12 protein-coding genes and 1 tRNA gene are annotated in these 19270 nt (G+C 63.2%); 6 read left to right on the forward strand and 7 right to left on the reverse strand.

Annotation, left to right across the window (positions count from 1 at the left end):
- Positions 1–223 precede the first annotated feature (223 nt).
- The 3 genes from LPW29_RS07745 to LPW29_RS07755 all read left to right on the forward strand — a co-directional run bounded on the left by LPW29_RS07745 (position 224) and on the right by LPW29_RS07755 (position 2645).
- Positions 224–310, forward strand: a tRNA-Leu gene (locus tag LPW29_RS07745).
- A gap of 160 nt (positions 311–470) precedes the next feature.
- Positions 471–2237 (forward strand): DEAD/DEAH box helicase, encoded by a 1767-nt coding sequence (locus tag LPW29_RS07750; protein ID WP_238627535.1) that lies wholly within the window; start codon positions 471–473, stop codon positions 2235–2237.
- Between the two features lie 213 nt (positions 2238–2450).
- A complete protein-coding gene (locus LPW29_RS07755; protein ID WP_238627536.1) occupies positions 2451–2645 on the forward strand; it encodes a PA3496 family putative envelope integrity protein in 195 nt (64 codons plus the stop codon).
- Here the strand turns inward: LPW29_RS07755 and ligA are convergent.
- From ligA to smc, 3 genes are read right to left on the reverse strand one after another with little or no spacing between them, the layout of a single operon-like run.
- Positions 2642–4708: an NAD-dependent DNA ligase LigA gene (ligA, locus tag LPW29_RS07760; RefSeq protein ID WP_370642819.1), complete on the reverse strand. Its 2067-nt coding sequence runs from the start codon at positions 4706–4708 to the stop codon at positions 2642–2644. The genes LPW29_RS07755 and ligA overlap by 4 nt on opposite strands.
- A gap of 9 nt (positions 4709–4717) precedes the next feature.
- Positions 4718–5764 (reverse strand): cell division protein ZipA, encoded by a 1047-nt coding sequence (gene zipA / locus LPW29_RS07765; protein WP_238627538.1) that lies wholly within the window; start codon positions 5762–5764, stop codon positions 4718–4720.
- Positions 5765–5812: 48 nt separating this feature from the next.
- Positions 5813–9319, reverse strand: a complete 3507-nt coding sequence (smc, locus tag LPW29_RS07770) for a chromosome segregation protein SMC (protein ID WP_238627539.1) — start codon at positions 9317–9319, stop codon at positions 5813–5815.
- A gap of 111 nt (positions 9320–9430) precedes the next feature.
- Between smc and queF the strand changes: the two genes are divergently transcribed.
- Together queF and LPW29_RS07780 are read left to right on the forward strand one after the other, a co-directional pair.
- Positions 9431–9820: a preQ(1) synthase gene (gene queF / locus LPW29_RS07775; protein ID WP_238627540.1), complete on the forward strand. Its 390-nt coding sequence runs from the start codon at positions 9431–9433 to the stop codon at positions 9818–9820.
- 381 nt (positions 9821–10201) lie between these two features.
- Positions 10202–11479 carry an FGGY-family carbohydrate kinase gene (locus LPW29_RS07780; RefSeq protein WP_238627541.1) on the forward strand — a complete coding sequence of 426 codons (1278 nt, stop codon included), beginning with the start codon at positions 10202–10204 and terminating at the stop codon, positions 11477–11479.
- A gap of 190 nt (positions 11480–11669) precedes the next feature.
- On the opposite strand, the gene LPW29_RS07785 is transcribed toward LPW29_RS07780, so the two are convergent.
- A complete protein-coding gene (locus LPW29_RS07785) occupies positions 11670–13454 on the reverse strand; it encodes an ABCB family ABC transporter ATP-binding protein/permease (RefSeq protein WP_238627542.1) in 1785 nt (594 codons plus the stop codon).
- A gap of 270 nt (positions 13455–13724) precedes the next feature.
- Here LPW29_RS07785 and pckA point away from each other — a divergent pair, with 270 nt between their 5' ends.
- A complete protein-coding gene (gene pckA / locus LPW29_RS07790) occupies positions 13725–15308 on the forward strand; it encodes a phosphoenolpyruvate carboxykinase (ATP) (RefSeq protein WP_238627543.1) in 1584 nt (527 codons plus the stop codon).
- A 78-nt stretch (positions 15309–15386) separates the two neighbouring features.
- Here the strand turns inward: pckA and LPW29_RS07795 are convergent, their stop codons facing one another.
- From LPW29_RS07795 to prfB, 3 genes are all read right to left on the reverse strand, one after another.
- Positions 15387–16541: a pyridoxal phosphate-dependent aminotransferase gene (locus LPW29_RS07795; RefSeq protein WP_238627544.1), complete on the reverse strand. Its 1155-nt coding sequence runs from the start codon at positions 16539–16541 to the stop codon at positions 15387–15389.
- 24 nt (positions 16542–16565) lie between these two features.
- Complete coding sequence (gene lysS, locus LPW29_RS07800) at positions 16566–18065, reverse strand: lysine--tRNA ligase (protein ID WP_238627545.1); 1500 nt, start codon at positions 18063–18065, stop codon at positions 16566–16568.
- A gap of 73 nt (positions 18066–18138) precedes the next feature.
- Positions 18139–19237 (reverse strand): peptide chain release factor 2 gene (prfB, locus tag LPW29_RS07805; RefSeq protein ID WP_238627546.1). Its coding sequence is split into 2 segments (ribosomal slippage): positions 18139–19161 and positions 19163–19237, totalling 1098 coding nucleotides; the frame shifts between segments, so codons are not numbered across the junction.
- Between the last annotated feature and the right edge of the window lie 33 nt (positions 19238–19270).

Below are 19270 nucleotides of genomic sequence, written 5' to 3' on the forward strand. Positions count from 1 at the left end.
TCCCCCACCCCGGTCCGTTAACGTGTACGGGCCGTTCGGGAACGGCCCGTGCGGCGTATCGGGTATCGATAGTCTGTTGGGTTGGGAACGGTGGTATCCCAAACACCTGCCGGGCGCTTCCCGAAGCGCCCCTACGGGCTATTCGGCCGGGGATGGATCGCAACATTTGCAAGGTGGGCTATCTTTTCCCCTACTTCCCGATTAAAATGCGGGATTGGATTCAGCCGGGATGGCGGAACTGGTAGACGCGCCGGACTCAAAATCCGGTTCTGGCAACAGAGTGCGAGTTCGATTCTCGCTCCCGGCACCAAACGAATCCAGCCCAAGCGGCACACCGTGGAACAGGCGGGTCTTCGAGCGGACCTGAGCATAGAACGGTCCACCGCTTCGAGATCCGGGGGCCCAGTGCATGATAAGCACGCGTTCGTGATCAGCGCCCCTCCTTTCTTCCTCTTCCACAGGTCATTACATTGAATCAGGAAAATCTTACCCCAGCCGCATTTGCGGCGCTGGGCTTGCCCGCATCCATCCTCAAATCCCTTGACGAGAGCGGCTACGAAGAGCCGACGCCGATCCAGGCTCAGAGCATTCCGGTGCTGCTCTCCGGTCAGGACCTGCTGGGCCAGGCGCAGACCGGCACCGGCAAGACGGCCGCCTTCGCCCTGCCCTTGCTGGCCAAGCTGAACCCCAACGTGCAGTATCCCCAGATCCTGGTACTGGCCCCCACCCGCGAGCTGGCCATCCAGGTGGCCGAGGCCTTTGAGACCTACGCCCGGCACATGCCCGACTTCCACGTTCTGCCCATCTACGGTGGGCAGTCCTACACCGTGCAGCTGCGTCAACTCAAGCGCGGCGCCCAGGTGATCGTGGGTACCCCCGGTCGCGTCATGGACCACATGCGCCGAGGCACACTGCGCCTGGAAAATCTGACGGCCCTGGTGCTGGACGAGGCCGACGAGATGCTGCGCATGGGCTTTATCGACGATGTGGAATGGGTGCTGGAACAAACCCCGGCCACCTGTCAGCTGGCCCTGTTCTCCGCCACCATGCCCGACATCATTCGCAAGGTGGCGCGCAAACACCTGAAATCTCCGCATGAAGTGCGCATCGCCTCCACCACCAGTACGGCGTCCACCATCCGCCAGCGCTATTGGCGGGTCAGCGGCCTGCACAAGCTGGACGCCCTCACGCGCCTGCTGGAGCATGAAGACTTTGATGCCATGCTGGTGTTCGTGCGCACCAAGACCGAAACGGTGGAACTGGCCGAGAAGCTGGCTGCCCGCGGCCATGCCTGCGAAGCCCTGAACGGCGACATACCGCAGAATCTGCGCGAGCGGGTGGTGGAACGCCTCAAGCGCGGTCAGCTGGATATCGTCGTGGCCACTGATGTGGTAGCACGGGGTCTGGACGTGGAGCGCATCAGCCATGTGGTCAACTACGACATCCCCCATGACACCGAATCCTACGTGCACCGCATCGGTCGCACGGGCCGCGCCGGTCGCCCAGGTGAGGCCATCCTGTTCGTGGCACCCCGCGAACAGCGCATGCTGCAGGCCATTGAACGGGCCACGCGCCAGCCGATCGAGGCCATGCACATGCCCACCACCCGGGACGTGAACGAGCGTCGCGTGGAACGTTTCCGTCAGCAGATCGCCGACACCCTGGGGGGGCAGGACCTGGAGTTCTTCCAGAACCTGGTGGCCGAGTATGTGAAGGAAAATGATGCGGACCCCATGAACGTAGCGGCCGCTTTGGCCCATATTGCCCAGGGTGATACCCCTCTGCTGCTGGATGAAAGCCGCGAAATGGCCCCGCCCGCACCAGAACGTGCCCCCCGCAAGGGTCGCGAGCGGAGCATGGACGGCGGCCAGCGCCCACCCAAGCGTAAGGGCGGTGGTCGCCGCCAGGAGCAGGTGGATGAGGGCATGCAACGCTTCTTGGTGGACGTAGGCCATCAGCATGGCCTCAAGCCAGGCAACCTGGTGGGCGCCATCGCCAATGAAGCGGGCCTGGACAATTCCCATATCGGCAAGATCGACATCAGTGAAGATCACGCCACGGTGGACCTGCCCGCCCAGATGCCCCCGGCATTGCTGAATCACCTGAAAAAGGTGTGGGTCTGTGGTCAGAAATTGGGGCTGCGCCCCATCAATGATGCCACCCCCTCCCGGGGTGGACCCCGCCGGTTCAACGGACCTCGCAAAGAGGGCTCGCGCCGGCAGGCCCGGCGGTCCTGATCCATCGGGCCTGATGCCCTGATGGCTGAACCTGAGTTCTTTGGGTTGAAGGGCCGCTCACCATCGGTGAGCGGCCCTTTTTCGTGGGTGCTTCATCCGGTACCCAGGCATCAATCTTCCTTGGGATAGTCGATAAAAATAATCGTCTTGCGGATTTACGGGAAAAGTTTATAAGGCAGGCTCAATCACAATGATCCTGGAGATCCTCCCCATATGAGCCTGTCCCCTGACATCCTTCTGGGCGATGACGAAGAGCCCGGTTTTGACTGGAAGGATTCGGAATCACCGACACGACTGTCGGCCCGACATTCACTGGAGCTTTACCTGGAGCGCAAGGCCCTGCGCCGCCGACTGGAAGACACCTTCGACGAGGCTCCCCTGAACGATGGGGAATGGGACTGGCACTAATCACCCGGCTCAGCGCCCGTTGCCGCCCCCCCCAGCAATTCCATCAACGCCCTCTCATCCAGCACCGGCACACCCAGTTGTTCCGCCTTGTCACGCTTGGAGCCGGCGGCATCCCCAGCAACCACGGCGGTGGTCTTTTTGGATACACTGCCTGACACCTTGGCCCCCAGCGCCCGCAAGCGGGCGCCCGCCTCATCCCGGGTCATGGATGACAGGGTGCCGGTGAGCACGTAGGTGCAGCCCGCCAGAGGTTGATCCTCATCCGATGGCCGGGCGGCGGGTTCATGCTCTTCCCAGCGCACACCGGCCTCTCGCAGGGCCTGGATCACCTCGCCGTTGTGGGACTGGGCAAAGAAGGCCGATACATGCTCGGCCACCTTCGGCCCCACATCCGGCACCTGCATCAGGGCGTCGGCATCCGCCGCCATCAAGGCATCCAGGCTGCCGAAATGGGCGGCCAGTCCACGGGCCGTGGCCTCGCCCACCTCGCGGATGCCCAGGGCAAAGATGAAACGGGCCAGGGTGGTCTGCTTGCTCTTCTCCAGGGCGGCCACCAGATTGGCCGCCGATTTCTCGCCCATGCGCTCCAGCCCCGCCAGGCTGGCGGCATCCAGGGCGTAAAGACCATCCACATGATCCACCAGGCCCTGGTCCACCAACTGCTCCACCAGCTTGTCCCCCAGGCCCTCGATGTCCAGGGCTCGGCGGGAGGCGAAATGCTTGATGGCCTCGCGGCGCTGGGCAGCACAATAAAGCCCACCGGAGCAGCGGGAAACCGCCTCCCCTTCGGGCTTGACCACCGATGAACCGCATACCGGACAGGTGTCGGGCATGACGATGACTCGGGCATCCTCGGGGCGACGATCCTTTACCACCCCTGCCACCTCGGGGATCACATCCCCGGCGCGGCGCACGATCACCGTGTCGCCGATGCGCACATCCTTGCGCAGAACCTCGTCCATGTTATGCAGGGTGGCATTGCTCACCGTCACGCCCCCCACGAAGACCGGCTCCAGGCGGGCCACCGGGGTCACCGCGCCAGTTCGACCCACCTGGAACTCCACCTCCTTGAGTACCGTGATCTGCTCCTGAGCCGGGTATTTGTGGGCGATGGCCCAGCGCGGCGCCCGGGAGACGAAACCCAGTTCCTGCTGCAGGCGAAGGGAATTGACCTTGTACACCACTCCGTCGATCTCATAGGGGAGTTCGTCGCGGGCCCGGCAAATGCGCCGATAGTATGCCAGACACCCCTCGGCGCCGCTGACCACGTCACGCTCCGGGCAGACCCGCAGGCCCCAGCGGGCCAGTTGATCCAGGGTCTCGCCCTGAGTATCGGCCAGATTGCCTGTCTCCACGTATCCCACGCCATAGGCAAAGAAGGACAGGGGACGTTCAGCGGTCACCCGGGGGTCCAACTGCCGCAGACTGCCAGCAGCAGCATTGCGGGGATTCACGAAGACCTTGCCGCCGTCCTCCCGCGCCCGTGCATTCAAAGCCTCGAAACGGGCCTTTTCCATATAGACCTCCCCCCGCACCTCCAGCCGGGGCGGGTGATGAGCCCCCTGAAGCCGCAGAGGAATGGCACGGATGGTGCGGATATTGGAGGTGATGTCCTCACCGGTGGTGCCATCCCCCCGGGTGGCGCCACGCACCAGCTGGCCATTTTCGTAGAGCAGGCTGACCGCCAGGCCATCCAGCTTGGGCTCCACCGCATACGCCAGGGTGTCGTGGGTATCCAGGCGCTCCCGCAGACGTTGGTCGAAGGCCAGCACTTCGGCCTCCTCGAAGGCGTTGTCCAGGGAGAGCATGGGCAGGAGGTGACGAGCCTCGGGAAAGGCCTCCAGGGGGTGCCCCCCGACCCGTTGCGTGGGTGACTCCGGCGTCACCAGTTCGGGATATTCGGCCTCCAGGTCCTGCAACTCACGCAGCAGGCGATCATAGGCAGCATCCGGTATCTCCGGGTCATCCAGGACGTAATAGCGGTAGTCATGGTGATCCAGTTGACTGCGCAGGGCCTCCACCTTCTCCCGAACGGCCTCGGGTGCGGCATCATTCATCGACATCACTCGAGGTTACAGTCCCCTGTGCAGTTTCCACTGGCGGATATCCTCACGCGTATGCTGGTTGCCCTGGGGCGTCACCGCGCTGCGGGAGGCATCCAGCACCTGACCATTCAGGCGCTCCGCCAGTCGTTCGGCGCAGGTGAGCATGGCATCAAAGCTCTCCAGGGGATCACAGGGCCCGGGCAGACGCAGGAACAGGCTCACACCGGGGGTGGTGAATACGTCCATGGTCTCGGGATCAAAGCTGCCCGGCTTGACCATGTTGGCCAGGCTGAACAGGGTGAAGGTGCGCTGACCGTCGGAGACGTTCAGGTGGTAGATGCCCATATCGCCATGCTCAAGGCCCATTTCGGCCAGGGCCGCCTGGAGGTTCACGCCCAGGAATCGCTCCTGATTGGGGGCGACCACATGCAGGACGATGATCTTGTCCTCAGCCTCCGGTTGCGCCGAAGCTGCGGCTTCGCTCTCGTCAGCCGGCGCCTCGTCCACACTGCTTGAAGTGCCCTTGCCACGGAACAACTGGCCCAGTCCCGGCAATCCGGGCGCCTTGATACCCGGCAGGGAAGGCTTGGGCAGGCTGCTCTTGAGTCGGGCGAGCATACCCGGCTTGCCCCTCCGGGGGCGCCGGCTTGCACCGCCGTGCCCGCGGGAGCGGGTCGACCGGGTCGGACGCTCGGTGACAGAGGGCTGGCCCCTTCCCAAACCGGAATCCGAATCAGACAGCGGCTCCTGGCCCAGCGTGGGTTCAGCGTCATCCTCCCGGGAGGTATCCCGGTGAACCACCCGCACCTCACCCACGCCGACCTCGTCAAACACCGGCTCCTGGTGCCGCGATGCGAGAGGATCCTCTCCCACGGGCTGCGCCTCTTCCGCGTGTGAAGACGAGGGCGTAAAGCCCTCGTCGGCACGGATATGCACGTGTTCCAGTTCGTCCGCATCGATCCCGTCGTCGTCCAGATCACGGGGACGACGCGGCTGGCGGACGCGCCCGGCCAGGTAAATACCGGCCAGGATCATGATCCCCAGTAACAATAGAATCCAACGCAACGTATCCATCTCCCCGGTCCTGTCTCAAGTATTCGGTTTCAAAGGGCGCCGTGCCGCTCAGCCGATGGCCATCTGCGCCGCCTCTTCCACATCCACCGTGACCAGCCGCGACACCCCCGGCTCCCGCATGGTCACGCCAATGAGTTGATCGGCCATTTCCATGGTGGCCTTGTTGTGGGTAATGAATATGAACTGCACCCGTTCCGACATCTCCCTCACCAGGTCGCAAAAGCGCCCTACATTGGCCTCATCCAGCGGCGCATCCACCTCATCCAGCATGCAGAAGGGTGCCGGGTTGAGCTCGAAGATGGCAAACACCAGGGCCACTGCCGTGAGCGCCTTCTCACCTCCGGACATGAGATGGATGGTGGACAGGCGCTTGCCGGGAGGACGCGCCAGCACGGCCACACCTGTGGTGAGCAGGTCATCACCGGTCATCTCCAGGTGGGCCTGACCACCACCGAACAGCCGCGGGAACATCTCCTTGAGCCGCACGTTGACCCGCTCAAAGGTCTCGCGAAAACGGGACCGCGTCTCACGATCAATACGCTGGATGGCATCCTCCAGCGTATCCAGTGCCTCCACCAGGTCCGCGTACTGGTCATCCAGATACTGTTTGCGCTCGCTTTGTTCCCGATATTCGTCAATGGCCGCCAGGTTGATGGCTCCCAGGCGCTGGATACGCTGGGCCAGCTCATCCGCCCGTGACTGCCAGGCCTCCACACTGGCCTCGGTGTCCAGTTGTGCCAGCAGCCCGTCGGCCTCGAACCCGCTCTCCTGCAATTGTTCCAGACTCGTCTGCCTACGAACCTTAATCTCCTGCCAGGCCATGCGCAATTCATCCAGCCCCTGGCGCAGGGATTCAGCCTCCCGCTCGCGGGTGACCCGGGCCTGATCGGTTTCCCGCATGCGCGCTTCCAGGGACTGCACCTGAGCACGCGCCCGGGCCAGTTCATCCTCCAGGGCCGCACGTTCACTGACCCGAGCCTCCAGGGTGTCTTCCAACTCTGCGATGGGCTCGCCGGAGGCCTCCAGGGATTCACGCAGGCTCTCCAGGCGCAGTGCCAGTTGTGAGGACTGGCTACGCATCCGGGCAAGGCTCTGCTGCGTGGCATCCCGTGACGCAGTGAGGGACTGCACCTGCAGGGCCAACTGATGCATCGCATCGCGTCGTGCACGCGCCTCGCTACGCACTGTTTCCAGGCGCTGGCGGAGGGTGTCACGCTCCGCATCCAACCCTTCACGCTCCCGGGCCAGGGACTCCATCCGGGTGACGGCCTCATTGCGCTTGCGGGTGGCCTGCTGCAGGGCCTGGGCGTCGCGCTCACGGGTCTGGCGGATCTCCGCCATTTCATCGGACACGCGCTGGAGGCGGGTTTCCATCTGCTCCAGCCGGGTCTGGCGGTTGCTGAGCTGGGCCTGCCGATCGGATACCGTGCGATGGGCCTGGTTGACCTCCTGCTGCAACTGATCCCGCACACTTTCCAGTTCTCGCCGGGCCTCCCGCTGCTCCTCGATCAGGGTTTGGCGGGTGTCGACCGCCTCCTTGAGGGTCTCGATCTCTTCCTTGAGGCTGCGAATCTCCTTGTCACGGGCCAGCAGCCCGACGTGCTCGTCATGGTCCCGGGCGATTCTCAGCCACCGGGGCCCCAGCCAAAGACCATCGGGAGTGATCACGGATTCATGGGGCTGCAGCCGCGAGCGCAAAGCCAGGGCAGCATCCAGGTTCGGGGCGGTGAGGATGCCGCGCAACACATCACCCAACGGCAGGCGTGAGGTCACCCGGTCGGCCAGAGAGTCGACTCCGGAGGTCTCCGCAGCAGACTCTCCAGTCTCTTCAAAGAGTGCCAGCTGACCCTGCTCCAGGCTGCCGGTTACCTGTGCCACCGCCTCCAGCTCTGCCACGCAGACCGCCTCCAGTAAAGGGCCCAGCACGGTTTCCACGGCCTTTTCCCAACCGGGTGCCACATCCAGGGTCTCGCCCAGTCGCGGCGCCCCGTCCAGGCCCTGTGCCTCCAGCCAGCCCACCAGGGTCCTGGCCTCCTTCCCCAGGGCCGCCTGCTGCAGCGCCTCCAGTGAGGCCAAGCGCCCGCCATAGGCCTGCAGACGGCGGCGCCACTCTTCCAGTTCAGCCGTCTGGGTGCGGCTCTCATCCCGGTTTGCTTGTATGCGTTGCGCCGTTTCCTGGAGGTTGTCCTGCAGGGCCTGTTCCTGCTCCCGAGCCCCCTCCACCTCTGCGGCAATGGTGTCAATCTCTGCCTGCAGTCCCTCGGTAGACAGCCCCTTGAGTTCATCGTCAAGCCGCCCATGGCGGGCATCCAGTTGACCTATCTGGTTTTCCAGCTGCTCCAGGCGAGCCCGTTCCACCTGGGCCACCTGGCTGGGCTCAGCGGCGCGCTGATTGAAATCCTCCCAGCGCCCTTGCCAATCCGCCATGGCCTGTTCGGCTTCGGCCAGGTGGTCGTTGATCTCTTCCAGGGCTTCGCTGCCCACCTCGTGCTCCGGCTCCAGTTCCTCCAGGGAACCCAGCACCTCCACCAGGCGCGCCTCATCGGCCTGGATGTGGCCTGTGGTCTCGGCCAGGGCCTGTTCGGCCTGTTTCAACTCCCGGGACTGGCGTTCCTGCATCTCCTTGTGATGGCGAATGGACTGCTCGGTGCCGGAGATATCAGCGCCAAGCCGGTAGTAGCGCCCCTGCACCTGGTTGAGGGTTTCGTTGGCCTCATGAAGGGCCTCGCGATCTCGTTCCAGGCCGGTTTCCTGCTGACGCTGCGAGGCCACCACCTCTTCCAGGCGCGTCTCCTGGGTGCGCAGGGTCTGTTCCCGTCGCTGAGCCTCCTGGTCCAGGTCTCTCAGGCGCAGGGCCAGCAGTTCGGCCTTGATCCGACGTTCCTCGTCCCGGAGTGTCTTGTATTTCTCGGCGGTCTCGGCCTGGCGTTGCAGGTGCTTGAGCTGTTTTTCCACCTCGTCGCGCACGTCCTGCAAGCGTTCCAGGTTCTCCCGGGTGTGGCGGATGCGGTTTTCGGTCTCCCGCCGACGTTCCTTGTACTTGGAGATCCCGGCGGCCTCTTCCAGGTAGACGCGCAATTCCTCAGGCTTGGCCTCGATGAGGCGGGAGATCATGCCCTGTTCGATGATGGCGTAGCTGCGCGGCCCCAGGCCGGTGCCCAGGAAGATGTCGGTGATGTCCCGGCGACGACAGCGGGTGCCGTTGAGAAAATACTGGGACTGGCCATCGCGACTGACGCGGCGTTTGATGGCAATCTCGTTGTACTGGGCATACTGCCCCCCCAGACCACCGTCACTGTTGTCGAACACCAGTTCGATGGAGGCCTGACCCACGGGTTTGCGGGAGGAGGAGCCGTTGAAGATGACGTCTTCCATGGAATCGCCGCGCAGATACTTGGCGGAGGACTCGCCCATGACCCAGCGCACGGCGTCGATGGTGTTGGACTTGCCGCAGCCATTGGGGCCCACCACGCCCACCCGGTTGCTGGGGAAGGGAATGGTGGTGGGGTCCACGAAGGACTTGAATCCGGAGAGCTTGATCTTGCTCAGACGCATGATGGACTGCCGAATCCAGAAGAAAACGCTAAACTATACCGCTTGTAACCCATGAACCCTCGATTCTCGCGGTGGCGCCCGGCGCGCCGCGATCAGACCGGATTGATACTGATGACCACCCAGCCCAGTAAGCAACTGGAAACCTTTGAAAACCCCAACAAAGCCCGTGATTATACCATTCGTATCCAGGTGCCGGAGTTCACTTGCCTGTGTCCCAAGACGGGTCAGCCGGACTTTGCCGAGCTGCGCCTGGAGTATGTGCCCGATGAGCGCTGCGTGGAACTGAAGTCGCTGAAGCTGTATGTGTGGTCCTTCCGGGACGAGGGCGCGTTTCACGAGGCCGTGACCAACCGCATCCTGGAGGATCTGGTGAGGGCGACCGCGCCCCGGTTCATGCGGCTGACGGCGGAGTTCAATGTGCGCGGCGGGGTGTATACCACGGTGGTGGTGGAGCACCGGGATCCGCAGTGGGTGGCGCCCGAGGAGGTGAAACTGCCCTGAGTGCGGGGTCCGCTTGCCGGGGTTTGACTGTGGGGGGCACACTCCCCCGAGCTTGACTTCCGGGGACACAATCACCTGGATTTAACTTCGAGGCAACACTCTCCCGAGTTTAGCTTCGGAGGGTAGCCCCTTCGCGGGCGGCGGGTTCCTTACAGCGGGACGCCGTGAATACATCCCTGTAGGCTTGACCGCCGCTTCCATGCGGCGAACACCCGCTTACAGGAACCCGCCGCCCACGAAGAGGCGTTGAGATCGGGGCTTCCGGTTGCCGGCAAAAGATCCTGAGCCCCTCTCCCCGCCGGGGAGAGGGGTTGGGGTGAGGGGGAAGGGGCCACGACCGAAGCAGGAAACACCCGACAACCAGCCAACGAACATCCGAACATGCCACACTCTGACTGTCATCTCGGCATCGACATAGGCACCTCCGGATGCCGCGGGGCTGTCGTGGCACCAGATGGGGCACGCCTCACCAGCCATGCCATAGCGGTGGAAGCCCCGCTCCGCAACGGCGCGACCGTGGAACAAGACCCGGCCCTGTGGTGGACCGCCCTGCAGCAGGTACTCACCGAGCTCGCTCGCGCCCTGCCCTGCCCGCCGCGCACCCTGGCGATCGACGGCACCTCGGCCACCCTGCTGCTCACGGACGCCGAAGGAGCTCCCCTCGGACCGGCGCTCATGTACAACGACGCGCGGGCACGCACCCAGGCCGATCGCATCGCGGGCGTGGCGCCGGATGACAGCGGTGCCCATGGCGCCAGTTCCAGCCTGGCCAAGCTCCTGTGGTGGCTGGAACATCACCCAGGCCAGACCGGGCGCGCTGCCCATGCCCAGCATCAAGCCGACTGGCTTGCCGGGTGCCTGACCGGCCGTTTTGGCTACAGCGATGAGAACAACTGCCTGAAACTGGGCTATGACCCGGTTGCACGCCGTTGGCCACAATGGCTGAACGCACTGGACGTACCGAGCCGCCTTCTCCCTCAGGTGTCGCCACCGGGCACCCCTCTCGCTCCCATCCGGCCCGACCTGGCCCAGCAACTGGGACTGCCCCGTGACCTTCAGATCATCGCCGGCACCACCGACAGCATCGCCGCCTTCCTGGCCACCGGCGCTGATCGCGCCGGCGAGGCGGTCACGTCCCTGGGCAGCACTCTGGCCATCAAGATGCTGTCCGATCACCCCATCTTTGCCCCGAAGTACGGGATCTACAGTCATCGTCTGCACGACCGCTGGCTGGTGGGCGGCGCCTCCAACAGCGGCGGGGCAGTGCTGCGTCAGTATTTCAGCGATGGGCAGATGGCCGACATGACTCCTGCGCTCCGACCCGAGGAACCCACCGGTCTCGACTACTACCCGCTGCCTGGTGTGGGAGAGCGCTTTCCCGTCTGCGATCCGGCCATGGCGCCGAGGCTCTCGCCCCGACCGGAAGATGATGTGATTTTCTTTCAGGGACTGCTGGAGGGGATCGCGGCCATTGAGGCACGGGGATATGCGCTCATGCGGGAGTTGGGGGCGCCCTCGCTGGCTTCCATCCGCACCGTGGGGGGTGGCGCGAGGAATCCGGCGTGGACGCGGATGCGGGAGGTCCGGTGTGGTGTGGCTATGGTGGCGGCGAGGGAGACGGAAGCGGCGTACGGGGCGGCGTTACTGGGGGTAGGCTGACACACCCGAGATCGTGCCCGCCGCGCCCCTCACCCCAACCCCTCTCCCCGGAGGGGAGAGGGGTTCATTGTGTAGCTGCGCTACCGCTGCCATGGCCTGGGAGCGGGCACCCCCAAAACCGACCAGTTCCTGAGTCCGGGGGGCGGTTCCCTGTAAGCGGGCGTCTGCCGCAGGGATGCGGCAGTCGAGCCTACCCCTCCCCCCGCTGCTGACGCCGCCACAGTGCCGCATAGGCCCCGTTGGCGCCCAGCAATGCATCGTGGGTGCCCTGCTCCACCACGCGCCCGTGCTCCAGCACCAGGATCGTGTCTGCATCCTCCACCGTGGACAGACGGTGGGCGATGGCCAGGGTCGTGCGCTCACGGGCGATCTCCCGCAGGGCGCCCAGGATGGCCTGCTCCGAATGGGAATCCAGCGAGGATGTGGCCTCGTCCAGCACCAGGATGGGCGGATCCTTGAGGATCACCCGGGCGATGGCGATACGCTGCTTCTCGCCGCCGGACAACTTCAGGCCCCGCTCACCCACCACCGTGTCAAAGCCCTCCGGGAGCCGCTGGATGAACTCTTCCAGATGCGCCAGCCGGGCCGCCCGGTGCACCTCCTCCGGGGGCGCGTCCGGGCGGCCATAGGCGATATTGTAATAGATGGTATCGTTGAACAGCACAGTATCCTGAGGCACCACCCCAATAGCCGCCCGCAGACTGTCCTGGGTGACCTCCCGAATATCCTGACCATGGATGGTGATGCGCCCCCCATCCACATCGTAAAAACGGAACAACAAACGCGCGATGGTCGACTTGCCCGCGCCACTACTTCCCACCAGCGCCAGCTTATGGCCTGCGGGTACCCGGAAACTCACCTCGTGAAGCACCTGCCGGTCGGCCCCGTAGCCAAAACTCACCCCCTCGAAGGCCACCTCGCCCCCATCCGGCACCAAAGGCCGGGCATCCGGGCGATCCAGCACCCGCGGCGGTTGATCCATCAACCGGAATACCCGCTCAATATTGATCAGGGACTCGCGAATCTCCCGATACACGAAGCCCAGGAAATTCAAGGGAATGAACAACTGGATCATGTAGGCATTCACCATCACCAGGTCACCGAGGGTCATTTTCCCCTGCGCCACCTGCGTGGACGCCATCACCATCATCACCGTAATCGCACCGGCAATGATGAAGGCCTGCCCCGAATTCAGTGCCGCCAGGGAGAGACGATTGTTCATTCTCGCCGTCTCCCAGGCCTCCAGATCCGTATCGTACCGGCCCGCCTCGTAACACTCGTTGCCGAAATACTTTACCGTCTCAAAGTTCAGCAGACTGTCCACCGCTCGAGTGTTGGAACGGTTGTCCATCTGATTGGCTTGGCGCACAAAGCGGTTGCGCCATTCCGTCACGATCACCGAGAAGGCGATGTAGATGGCCACTGCCAGCACCATGGTCACTGCAAAACCGGGGCTCAGGACCAGAAATAGGATTACCGCCACCATGCCAATCTCCAGCAGGGTGGGCAGGATATTGAACAGGGTGAAACGCAGCAGAAAACTGATGCCGGTGGTGCCGCGCTCGATGTCGCGGGCCAATCCGCCCGTGCGGCGGGACAGGTGAAAGCCCAGATCCATCCGGTGCAGATGCTCGAACACCTGCAACGACACCCGACGCATGGCCCGTTCCGCCACCCGTGCAAATACCGCGTCCCGCAGTTCCGAGAAGAATACCGTCCCGAAACGCAACAGGCCGTAGGCCACCAACAGGGCCACCGGCACCACCATGACCGCAGTCTCGGGAGAAGACTCGAAATGGTCGACAATGTGCTTGAGCGCCACCGGCACCAGGACATTGGCCAGCTTGGCCAGGGTGAGCAGGCCCAGAGCCAGGATCACCCTCCCCCTGAACTCCATCAGATAGGGGATCAGACTGAGCAGGATTCGCCAGTTTACCCGCTGATCCGAATAGGCATAATCAGAACGGTATCTCACGGCTTCAACAGCGATTTCAGGCTCATGCAGAACACCTCATGCAGCCCCAAGACGGGGCTTTCAGCACTTTTGAATAGATACTTATAAGAAAAAACCGTAAATCGTGACAGGAAGCCAACGGCAGGGCAATAGCCACAGACCTTGATTCCTGGTCGCCCACATGGCATTTATCAATGAAATATTCAAAATGACCGGAACGGCTGTTGTTTTAACCCGCCCATCTTAATAGTCTGTCTCAAACCTCCCTCCTTTCCCCACAGGTAGATCTGCATGACCTTCAGCCTGAATCAGCATGGCATCAGCGTGGCGAAAGTGCTGCGCAACCCCTCCCCCGCCGTTCTCTATGAAGAGGCTCTGGCCCACGAACACGGCACCGCCATCTCCTCCACGGGCGCCCTGATCGCCCGCTCCGGCGACAAGACCGGTCGCAGCCCCAAGGACAAGCGCGTGGTCTCCCACGAGCACATCAACGATGATGTCTGGTGGGGACCGGTCAATGTGGGCCTGGAGGCGGCCAGCTTCGATGCCCTGCGCACCCAGGCAGTGGATCATTTGAACACCTGCTCACGACTGTACGTCATCGACGGCTTCGCTGGCTGGGATCCTCGTTACCGGGTCCGTATCCGCGTGATCTGCGAGCGTGCCTATCATGCCCTGTTCATGCGCAACATGCTCATCCGCCCGACCCCGGAAGAACTGGAGCAGTTCGGCGAACCCGACTACGTCATCTACAATGCCGGTCGCGCCTCGGCAGACACCAGCATCCTGGGCGTGAAGAATCCCACCAGCGTCAGCCTGTGCTTTGCCCGGGGCGAATTCGTCATCCTGGGCACCGAATACGCCGGCGAGATGAAGAAGGGCGTCTTCACCATCATGAACTACATCATGCCCAAGCAGGATGTTCTCTCCATGCACTGCTCCGCCAATGAGGGCAAGGACGGCGACGTCTCCATCTTCTTCGGCCTCTCTGGCACCGGCAAGACCACCCTTTCCGCCGATCCGGACCGTTACCTCATCGGTGACGACGAGCACTGCTGGTCTGACCAGGGCGTGTTCAACATTGAGGGCGGTTGCTACGCCAAGGCCATCAATCTGGATCCCGAGGCCGAACCGGAGATCTACAACGCCATCCGCTTCGGCGCCGTGCTGGAGAACGTGGTCTACGACAAGGACACCCGGGAGGTGCAGTTCGACGACAGCTCCATCACGGAGAACACCCGCTGCTCCTATCCGGTGGAATTCATCCCCAATACCAAGATCCCTTGTACCGGCGGGCATCCGCGCAACCTGGTGTTTCTCACCTGCGATGCGTTCAGCGTGCTGCCACCGGTCAGCCGCCTCACCCCGGCTCAGGCCATGTACCACTTCATCAGCGGTTACACCGCCAAGGTGGCCGGCACGGAGGTGGGTGTCACCGAGCCCGAGGCCACCTTCTCCGCCTGCTTCGGCGCACCCTTCCTGGTGTGGCACCCCACCCGCTATGCCGAACTCCTGGCAGAGCGTATCCGCGAGCATGACGTGCGCGTCTGGCTGGTCAACACTGGCTGGAGTGGTGGCCCATACGGTGTAGGCAAGCGCATGAGCATTGCCCACACCCGCGCCATCATCGATGCCATCCACGATGGCTCGCTGGAAAAATCCGACACCGTGAAGGATCCCATCTTCGGGGTACAGATCCCGGTCACCTGCCCTAACGTACCCGACGAAGTGCTGATCCCATCCAACACCTGGGAGGACAAGCAGGCCTACCAGGACACCGCGGCGAAGCTGGCCATGCTGTTCCACAACAATTTCAAGACGTATGCGGATCAGGCCAGCGAGGAAATCCTCCAGGCCGAACCCCGAGTGAAGTGATAAAAGCGAGACAAGGGAGACCAAAAGGGGACGGATTTAAATCCGTCCCCTTTTGCGCTTTGTAGCGATCGTCTCCCTTCAGGCCAGCCACTTCCCCAGTCGTTCCAGCGCGCTTTCCAGCACCGGCACATCGCGAGTGTAGGCAAACCTGAGATGCTGATCAGCCCCGTAACGGCCAAAATCGATGCCCGGGGTAACAGCCACGCCCGCCTCTTCCAGCAGACGTTCCGCCAGGACAAAACTGTCCTCACCCCAGGCTGTGCTGTGGCCATAGATGTAAAAGGCGCCCTGGGGCGTGACCGGCACCTGCAGACCCAGCGAACGTAACCCCGGCAGCAGCACGTCCCGACGCTGCTGGAAGGCCTCACGGCGCTCATTCAGGATTTCCCGACAGGCGGGGGTAAAGGCCGCCAGGGCCGCGTGCTGGGCCGGCGTGGAAGCCGCCAGGAAGAGATTCTGGGCCAGTTTATCCAGTTCACGTACATAGGGTTCCGGGGCCACCACCCAGCCCAGACGCCAGCCGGTCATGCCAAAGAACTTGGAAAAACTGTTGATCACAAAGACCTGATTGGACAGGCCTGCCGCGGTCATGGGTTGAGCCCCGTAGACCAGCCCCTGATAGATCTCATCCACAATGAGGTTACCGCCCTGGGCGCGGGCAAAGTCGATCATGGATTTCAGGCTGTGCGTCTCGGTGAGGGTGCCGGTGGGGTTGGACGGGGTGGCCACCATGGCCGCAGCGGTGCGCTCGCTCCAGGTATCGGCCAGATGGTCCGGCGTGAGTTGATAGGCCGTGTCCGGCCCCACCGACACGCCCACCGGCTCACCCTCCATGGCACGCACAAAATGCCGGTTACAGGGGTAGCCGGGGTCGGCCATGATCACCTGGGCCCCCGGGTTCACCAGCACCCCCATCACCAGCAGCAGCGCCCCAGAGGCGCCCGGAGTGACCACAATGCGCTCCGGTGGCACATGAACCCCATATTCATCCTGATAGAAACGGGCGATGGCCTCGCGCAGGGCGGGCAGCCCGGTGGCCGGGGTGTAATGGGTGTGACCATCCGCCAGGGCCTGACGACCCGCCTCGACGATGGGCGCCGGGGTGGGAAAATCCGGCTCACCGATCTCCAGGTGGATGATGTCCCGCCCCTGGGCCTCCAGCCGCCGCGCCCGGGCCAGCAGGTCCATCACGTGAAAGGGCTGGATATCCCCCATGCGGCGGGCGACGGGCATGTTCGGGGTCATCATGGGTGGAGCCTAGCCTGCCTCGGGCCGCATGTGAGGGAACAACAACACATCCCGGATGGAAGGTGAGTCCGTAAACAGCATCACCAGACGATCGATGCCGATCCCCTCCCCTGCCGTGGGTGGCATGCCATGCTCCAGGGCCCGCAGGTAATCGGCGTCAAAATGCATGGCCTCGTCATCGCCAGCCTCCTTCTCCTGCACCTGAAGCCGGAAGCGCTCCGCCTGATCCTCGTAGTCGTTGAGCTCGGAAAAGCCATTGGCGATCTCCCGCCCGCCGACAAAGAATTCAAAGCGATCCGTCACGAAAGGATCCTCGTCATTGCGTCGAGCCAGGGGAGAGACCTCCGTGGGGTAGGCGGTAATGAAGGTGGGATCCTTGAGACGGGATTCTGCTGTTTTCTCGAAGATCTCGATCCATACCTTGCCCAACCCGTACCCGTCCTTGAGGGGAATACCCAGACGCTCGGCCACGGCACGGGCCTTCTGTTCGTCTTCCAGCTCGGCCGCATTCAGATCCGGGTTGTACTTGAGGATGGCTTCCTTGACGGTGAGGCGCTCGAAGGGCTGACCGAAGTCGTAGGTCTCACCCTGGTAACTCACCGTCGTGGTACCCAGCACATCCCGGGTCAGGGTGCGTAGCAGATCCTCGGTGAGATCCATGAGTTCATGGTAGGTCACGTAGGCCTCGTAGAACTCCAGCATGGTGAACTCGGGGTTATGCCGGGTGGACAGCCCCTCGTTACGGAAATTGCGGTTGATCTCATAGACCTTCTCGAAACCCCCGACCACCAGACGCTTGAGATACAACTCCGGCGCAATGCGCAGGAACAACTGCATGTCCAGGGCGTTGTGATGGGTGGCAAAGGGTCGCGCCGTCGCCCCACCCGGGATGGATTGCATCATGGGGGTTTCCACTTCCAGGAAGTCCCGGGCATTCAGGTAATTGCGAATGCTCTGGATGATGCGCGTGCGGGTACGGAAGATCTCCCGCACCGGCTCGTTCATGATCAGGTCCACGTAGCGCTGGCGGTAACGGGTTTCCATGTCCGACAGGCCATGGAACTTCTCCGGCAGCGGCCGCAGCGACTTGGTGAGCAGACGCAGACCGTCCACCTTGACCGACAGCTCGCCGGTCTTGGTCTTGAACAGTGTGCCCTCGGCCCCCAGGATATCCCCCACGTCCCAGGCCTTGAATGCCTGGTAACGCCCTTCAGGCAGCTCATCCCGCTGCACGAAGAGCTGGATGCGCCCGGACATGTCCAGCAACTGGGTAAAGCTCGCCTTGCCCATCACCCGCTTGGCCATCATGCGACCGGCCACGGCCACGCGGATGGGGTTGCTCTCGAACCATTCCGGCTCCTGCTCGCCATACTCGGCGTGCAGCTCACCAGCCATCACATTGCGCCGAAAATCATTGGGAAAGGCCGCGCCGTTATCTTCGCGCAGCTTGCCCAGCTTCTCCCGACGCTGGGCAATGAGCTTGTTCTCGTCCTGGGTCTGGTCGTTCATCAGTCTGCCAATGGAATGCTATGTAACGGAATGACGCGGCAAGACTCCACCGCGGAAAATGACGCAAGCGGCATCACAGGCCGCTCTTGAGGCTGGCCTCGATGAACTGGTCCAGATCACCATCCAGCACCGCCTGGGTGTTGCCCACCTCCACGCCGGTGCGCAGGTCCTTGATGCGGGACTGGTCCAGCACATAGGAGCGAATCTGGCTACCCCAGCCGATGTCCGCCTTGTTGTCCTCCATGGCCTGTTTTTCCGCATTGCGCTTCTGCAACTCCAGCTCGTAGAGCTTGGCGCGCAGTTGGTTCATGGCGAAGTCCTTGTTCTTGTGCTGGGAACGACCGTTCTGACAGGCCGTGACCACCCCGGTGGGCAAGTGGGTGATACGCACGGCAGACTCGGTACGGTTCACGTGCTGACCACCGGCGCCACTGGCCCGATACACATCGATACGCAGATCCGCCGGGTTGATCTCGATATCGATGTCATCGCTCACCTCTGGCGAGACGAACACGGAGGTGAAGGAGGTGTGGCGGCGGTTCCCCGAGTCGAAGGGGGACTTGCGCACCAGCCGGTGCACGCCGGTCTCGGTGCGCAGCCAGCCAAAGGCGTAGGGGCCTTCGAAACGCACTGTGGCGCTCTTGATGCCGGCCACTTCACCGGCGGAGACTTCCATCAGCTCGGTCTTGAAGTCGCGGCGTTCACCCCAGCGCAGGTACATGCGCAGCAGCATCTCGGCCCAGTCCTGGGCCTCGGTGCCACCCGAGCCGGCCTGGATCTCCAGGAAGGCCGCCGTATCGTCCATCTCACCGGAGAACATGCGCTGGAATTCCAGGCCGGCGACGGTGGATTCGTATTGATCCAGGTCTGACTGGACGGACTGGACGGTGTCCTCGTCGCCCTCGGACTGGGCCATCTCCAGCAGTTCCTGAGCATCATCCAGGCCACCGCCAATGCGCTCCAGGTTATGGACGATGCCTTCCAGGTGGGAACGCTCCTTGCCCAGGGCCTGGGCCTTGTCGGGGTCGTTCCAGATGTTCGGGTCTTCCAGTTCCCGGCTTACCTCTTCCAGGCGTTCGCGCTTGGTATCGAAGTCAAAGATACCCCCTCAGGGCATCCACACGCCCTTGCAGATCCTTGATATGGGAAAAAAGCGGGTTGAGTTCCAGCATGGAGTGGCCTTCCGACGGATGTTTGGGAAAACC

Origin of the sequence: Ectothiorhodospira sp. 9100, from assembly GCF_022227565.1 — a bacterium.
In the GTDB taxonomy this organism is placed as follows: domain Bacteria; phylum Pseudomonadota; class Gammaproteobacteria; order Ectothiorhodospirales; family Ectothiorhodospiraceae; genus Ectothiorhodospira; species Ectothiorhodospira marina.

What these genes read in the sequence shown, in the direction of transcription:
- smc (WP_238627539.1), bottom strand. Translation starts at nt 9,319, where the DNA reads ATGCGTCTGAGCAAGATCAAGCTCTCCGGATTCAAGTCCTTCGTGGAC.
- LPW29_RS07755 (WP_238627536.1), top strand. Translation starts at nt 2,451, where the DNA reads ATGAGCCTGTCCCCTGACATCCTTCTGGGCGATGACGAAGAGCCCGGT.
- pckA (WP_238627543.1), top strand. Translation starts at nt 13,725, where the DNA reads ATGACCTTCAGCCTGAATCAGCATGGCATCAGCGTGGCGAAAGTGCTG.
- zipA (WP_238627538.1), bottom strand. Translation starts at nt 5,764, where the DNA reads ATGGATACGTTGCGTTGGATTCTATTGTTACTGGGGATCATGATCCTG.
- LPW29_RS07795 (WP_238627544.1), bottom strand. Translation starts at nt 16,541, where the DNA reads ATGCCCGTCGCCCGCCGCATGGGGGATATCCAGCCCTTTCACGTGATG.
- lysS (WP_238627545.1), bottom strand. Translation starts at nt 18,065, where the DNA reads ATGAACGACCAGACCCAGGACGAGAACAAGCTCATTGCCCAGCGTCGG.
- LPW29_RS07780 (WP_238627541.1), top strand. Translation starts at nt 10,202, where the DNA reads ATGCCACACTCTGACTGTCATCTCGGCATCGACATAGGCACCTCCGGA.
- ligA (WP_370642819.1), bottom strand. Translation starts at nt 4,708, where the DNA reads ATGTCGATGAATGATGCCGCACCCGAGGCCGTTCGGGAGAAGGTGGAG.
- queF (WP_238627540.1), top strand. Translation starts at nt 9,431, where the DNA reads ATGACCACCCAGCCCAGTAAGCAACTGGAAACCTTTGAAAACCCCAAC.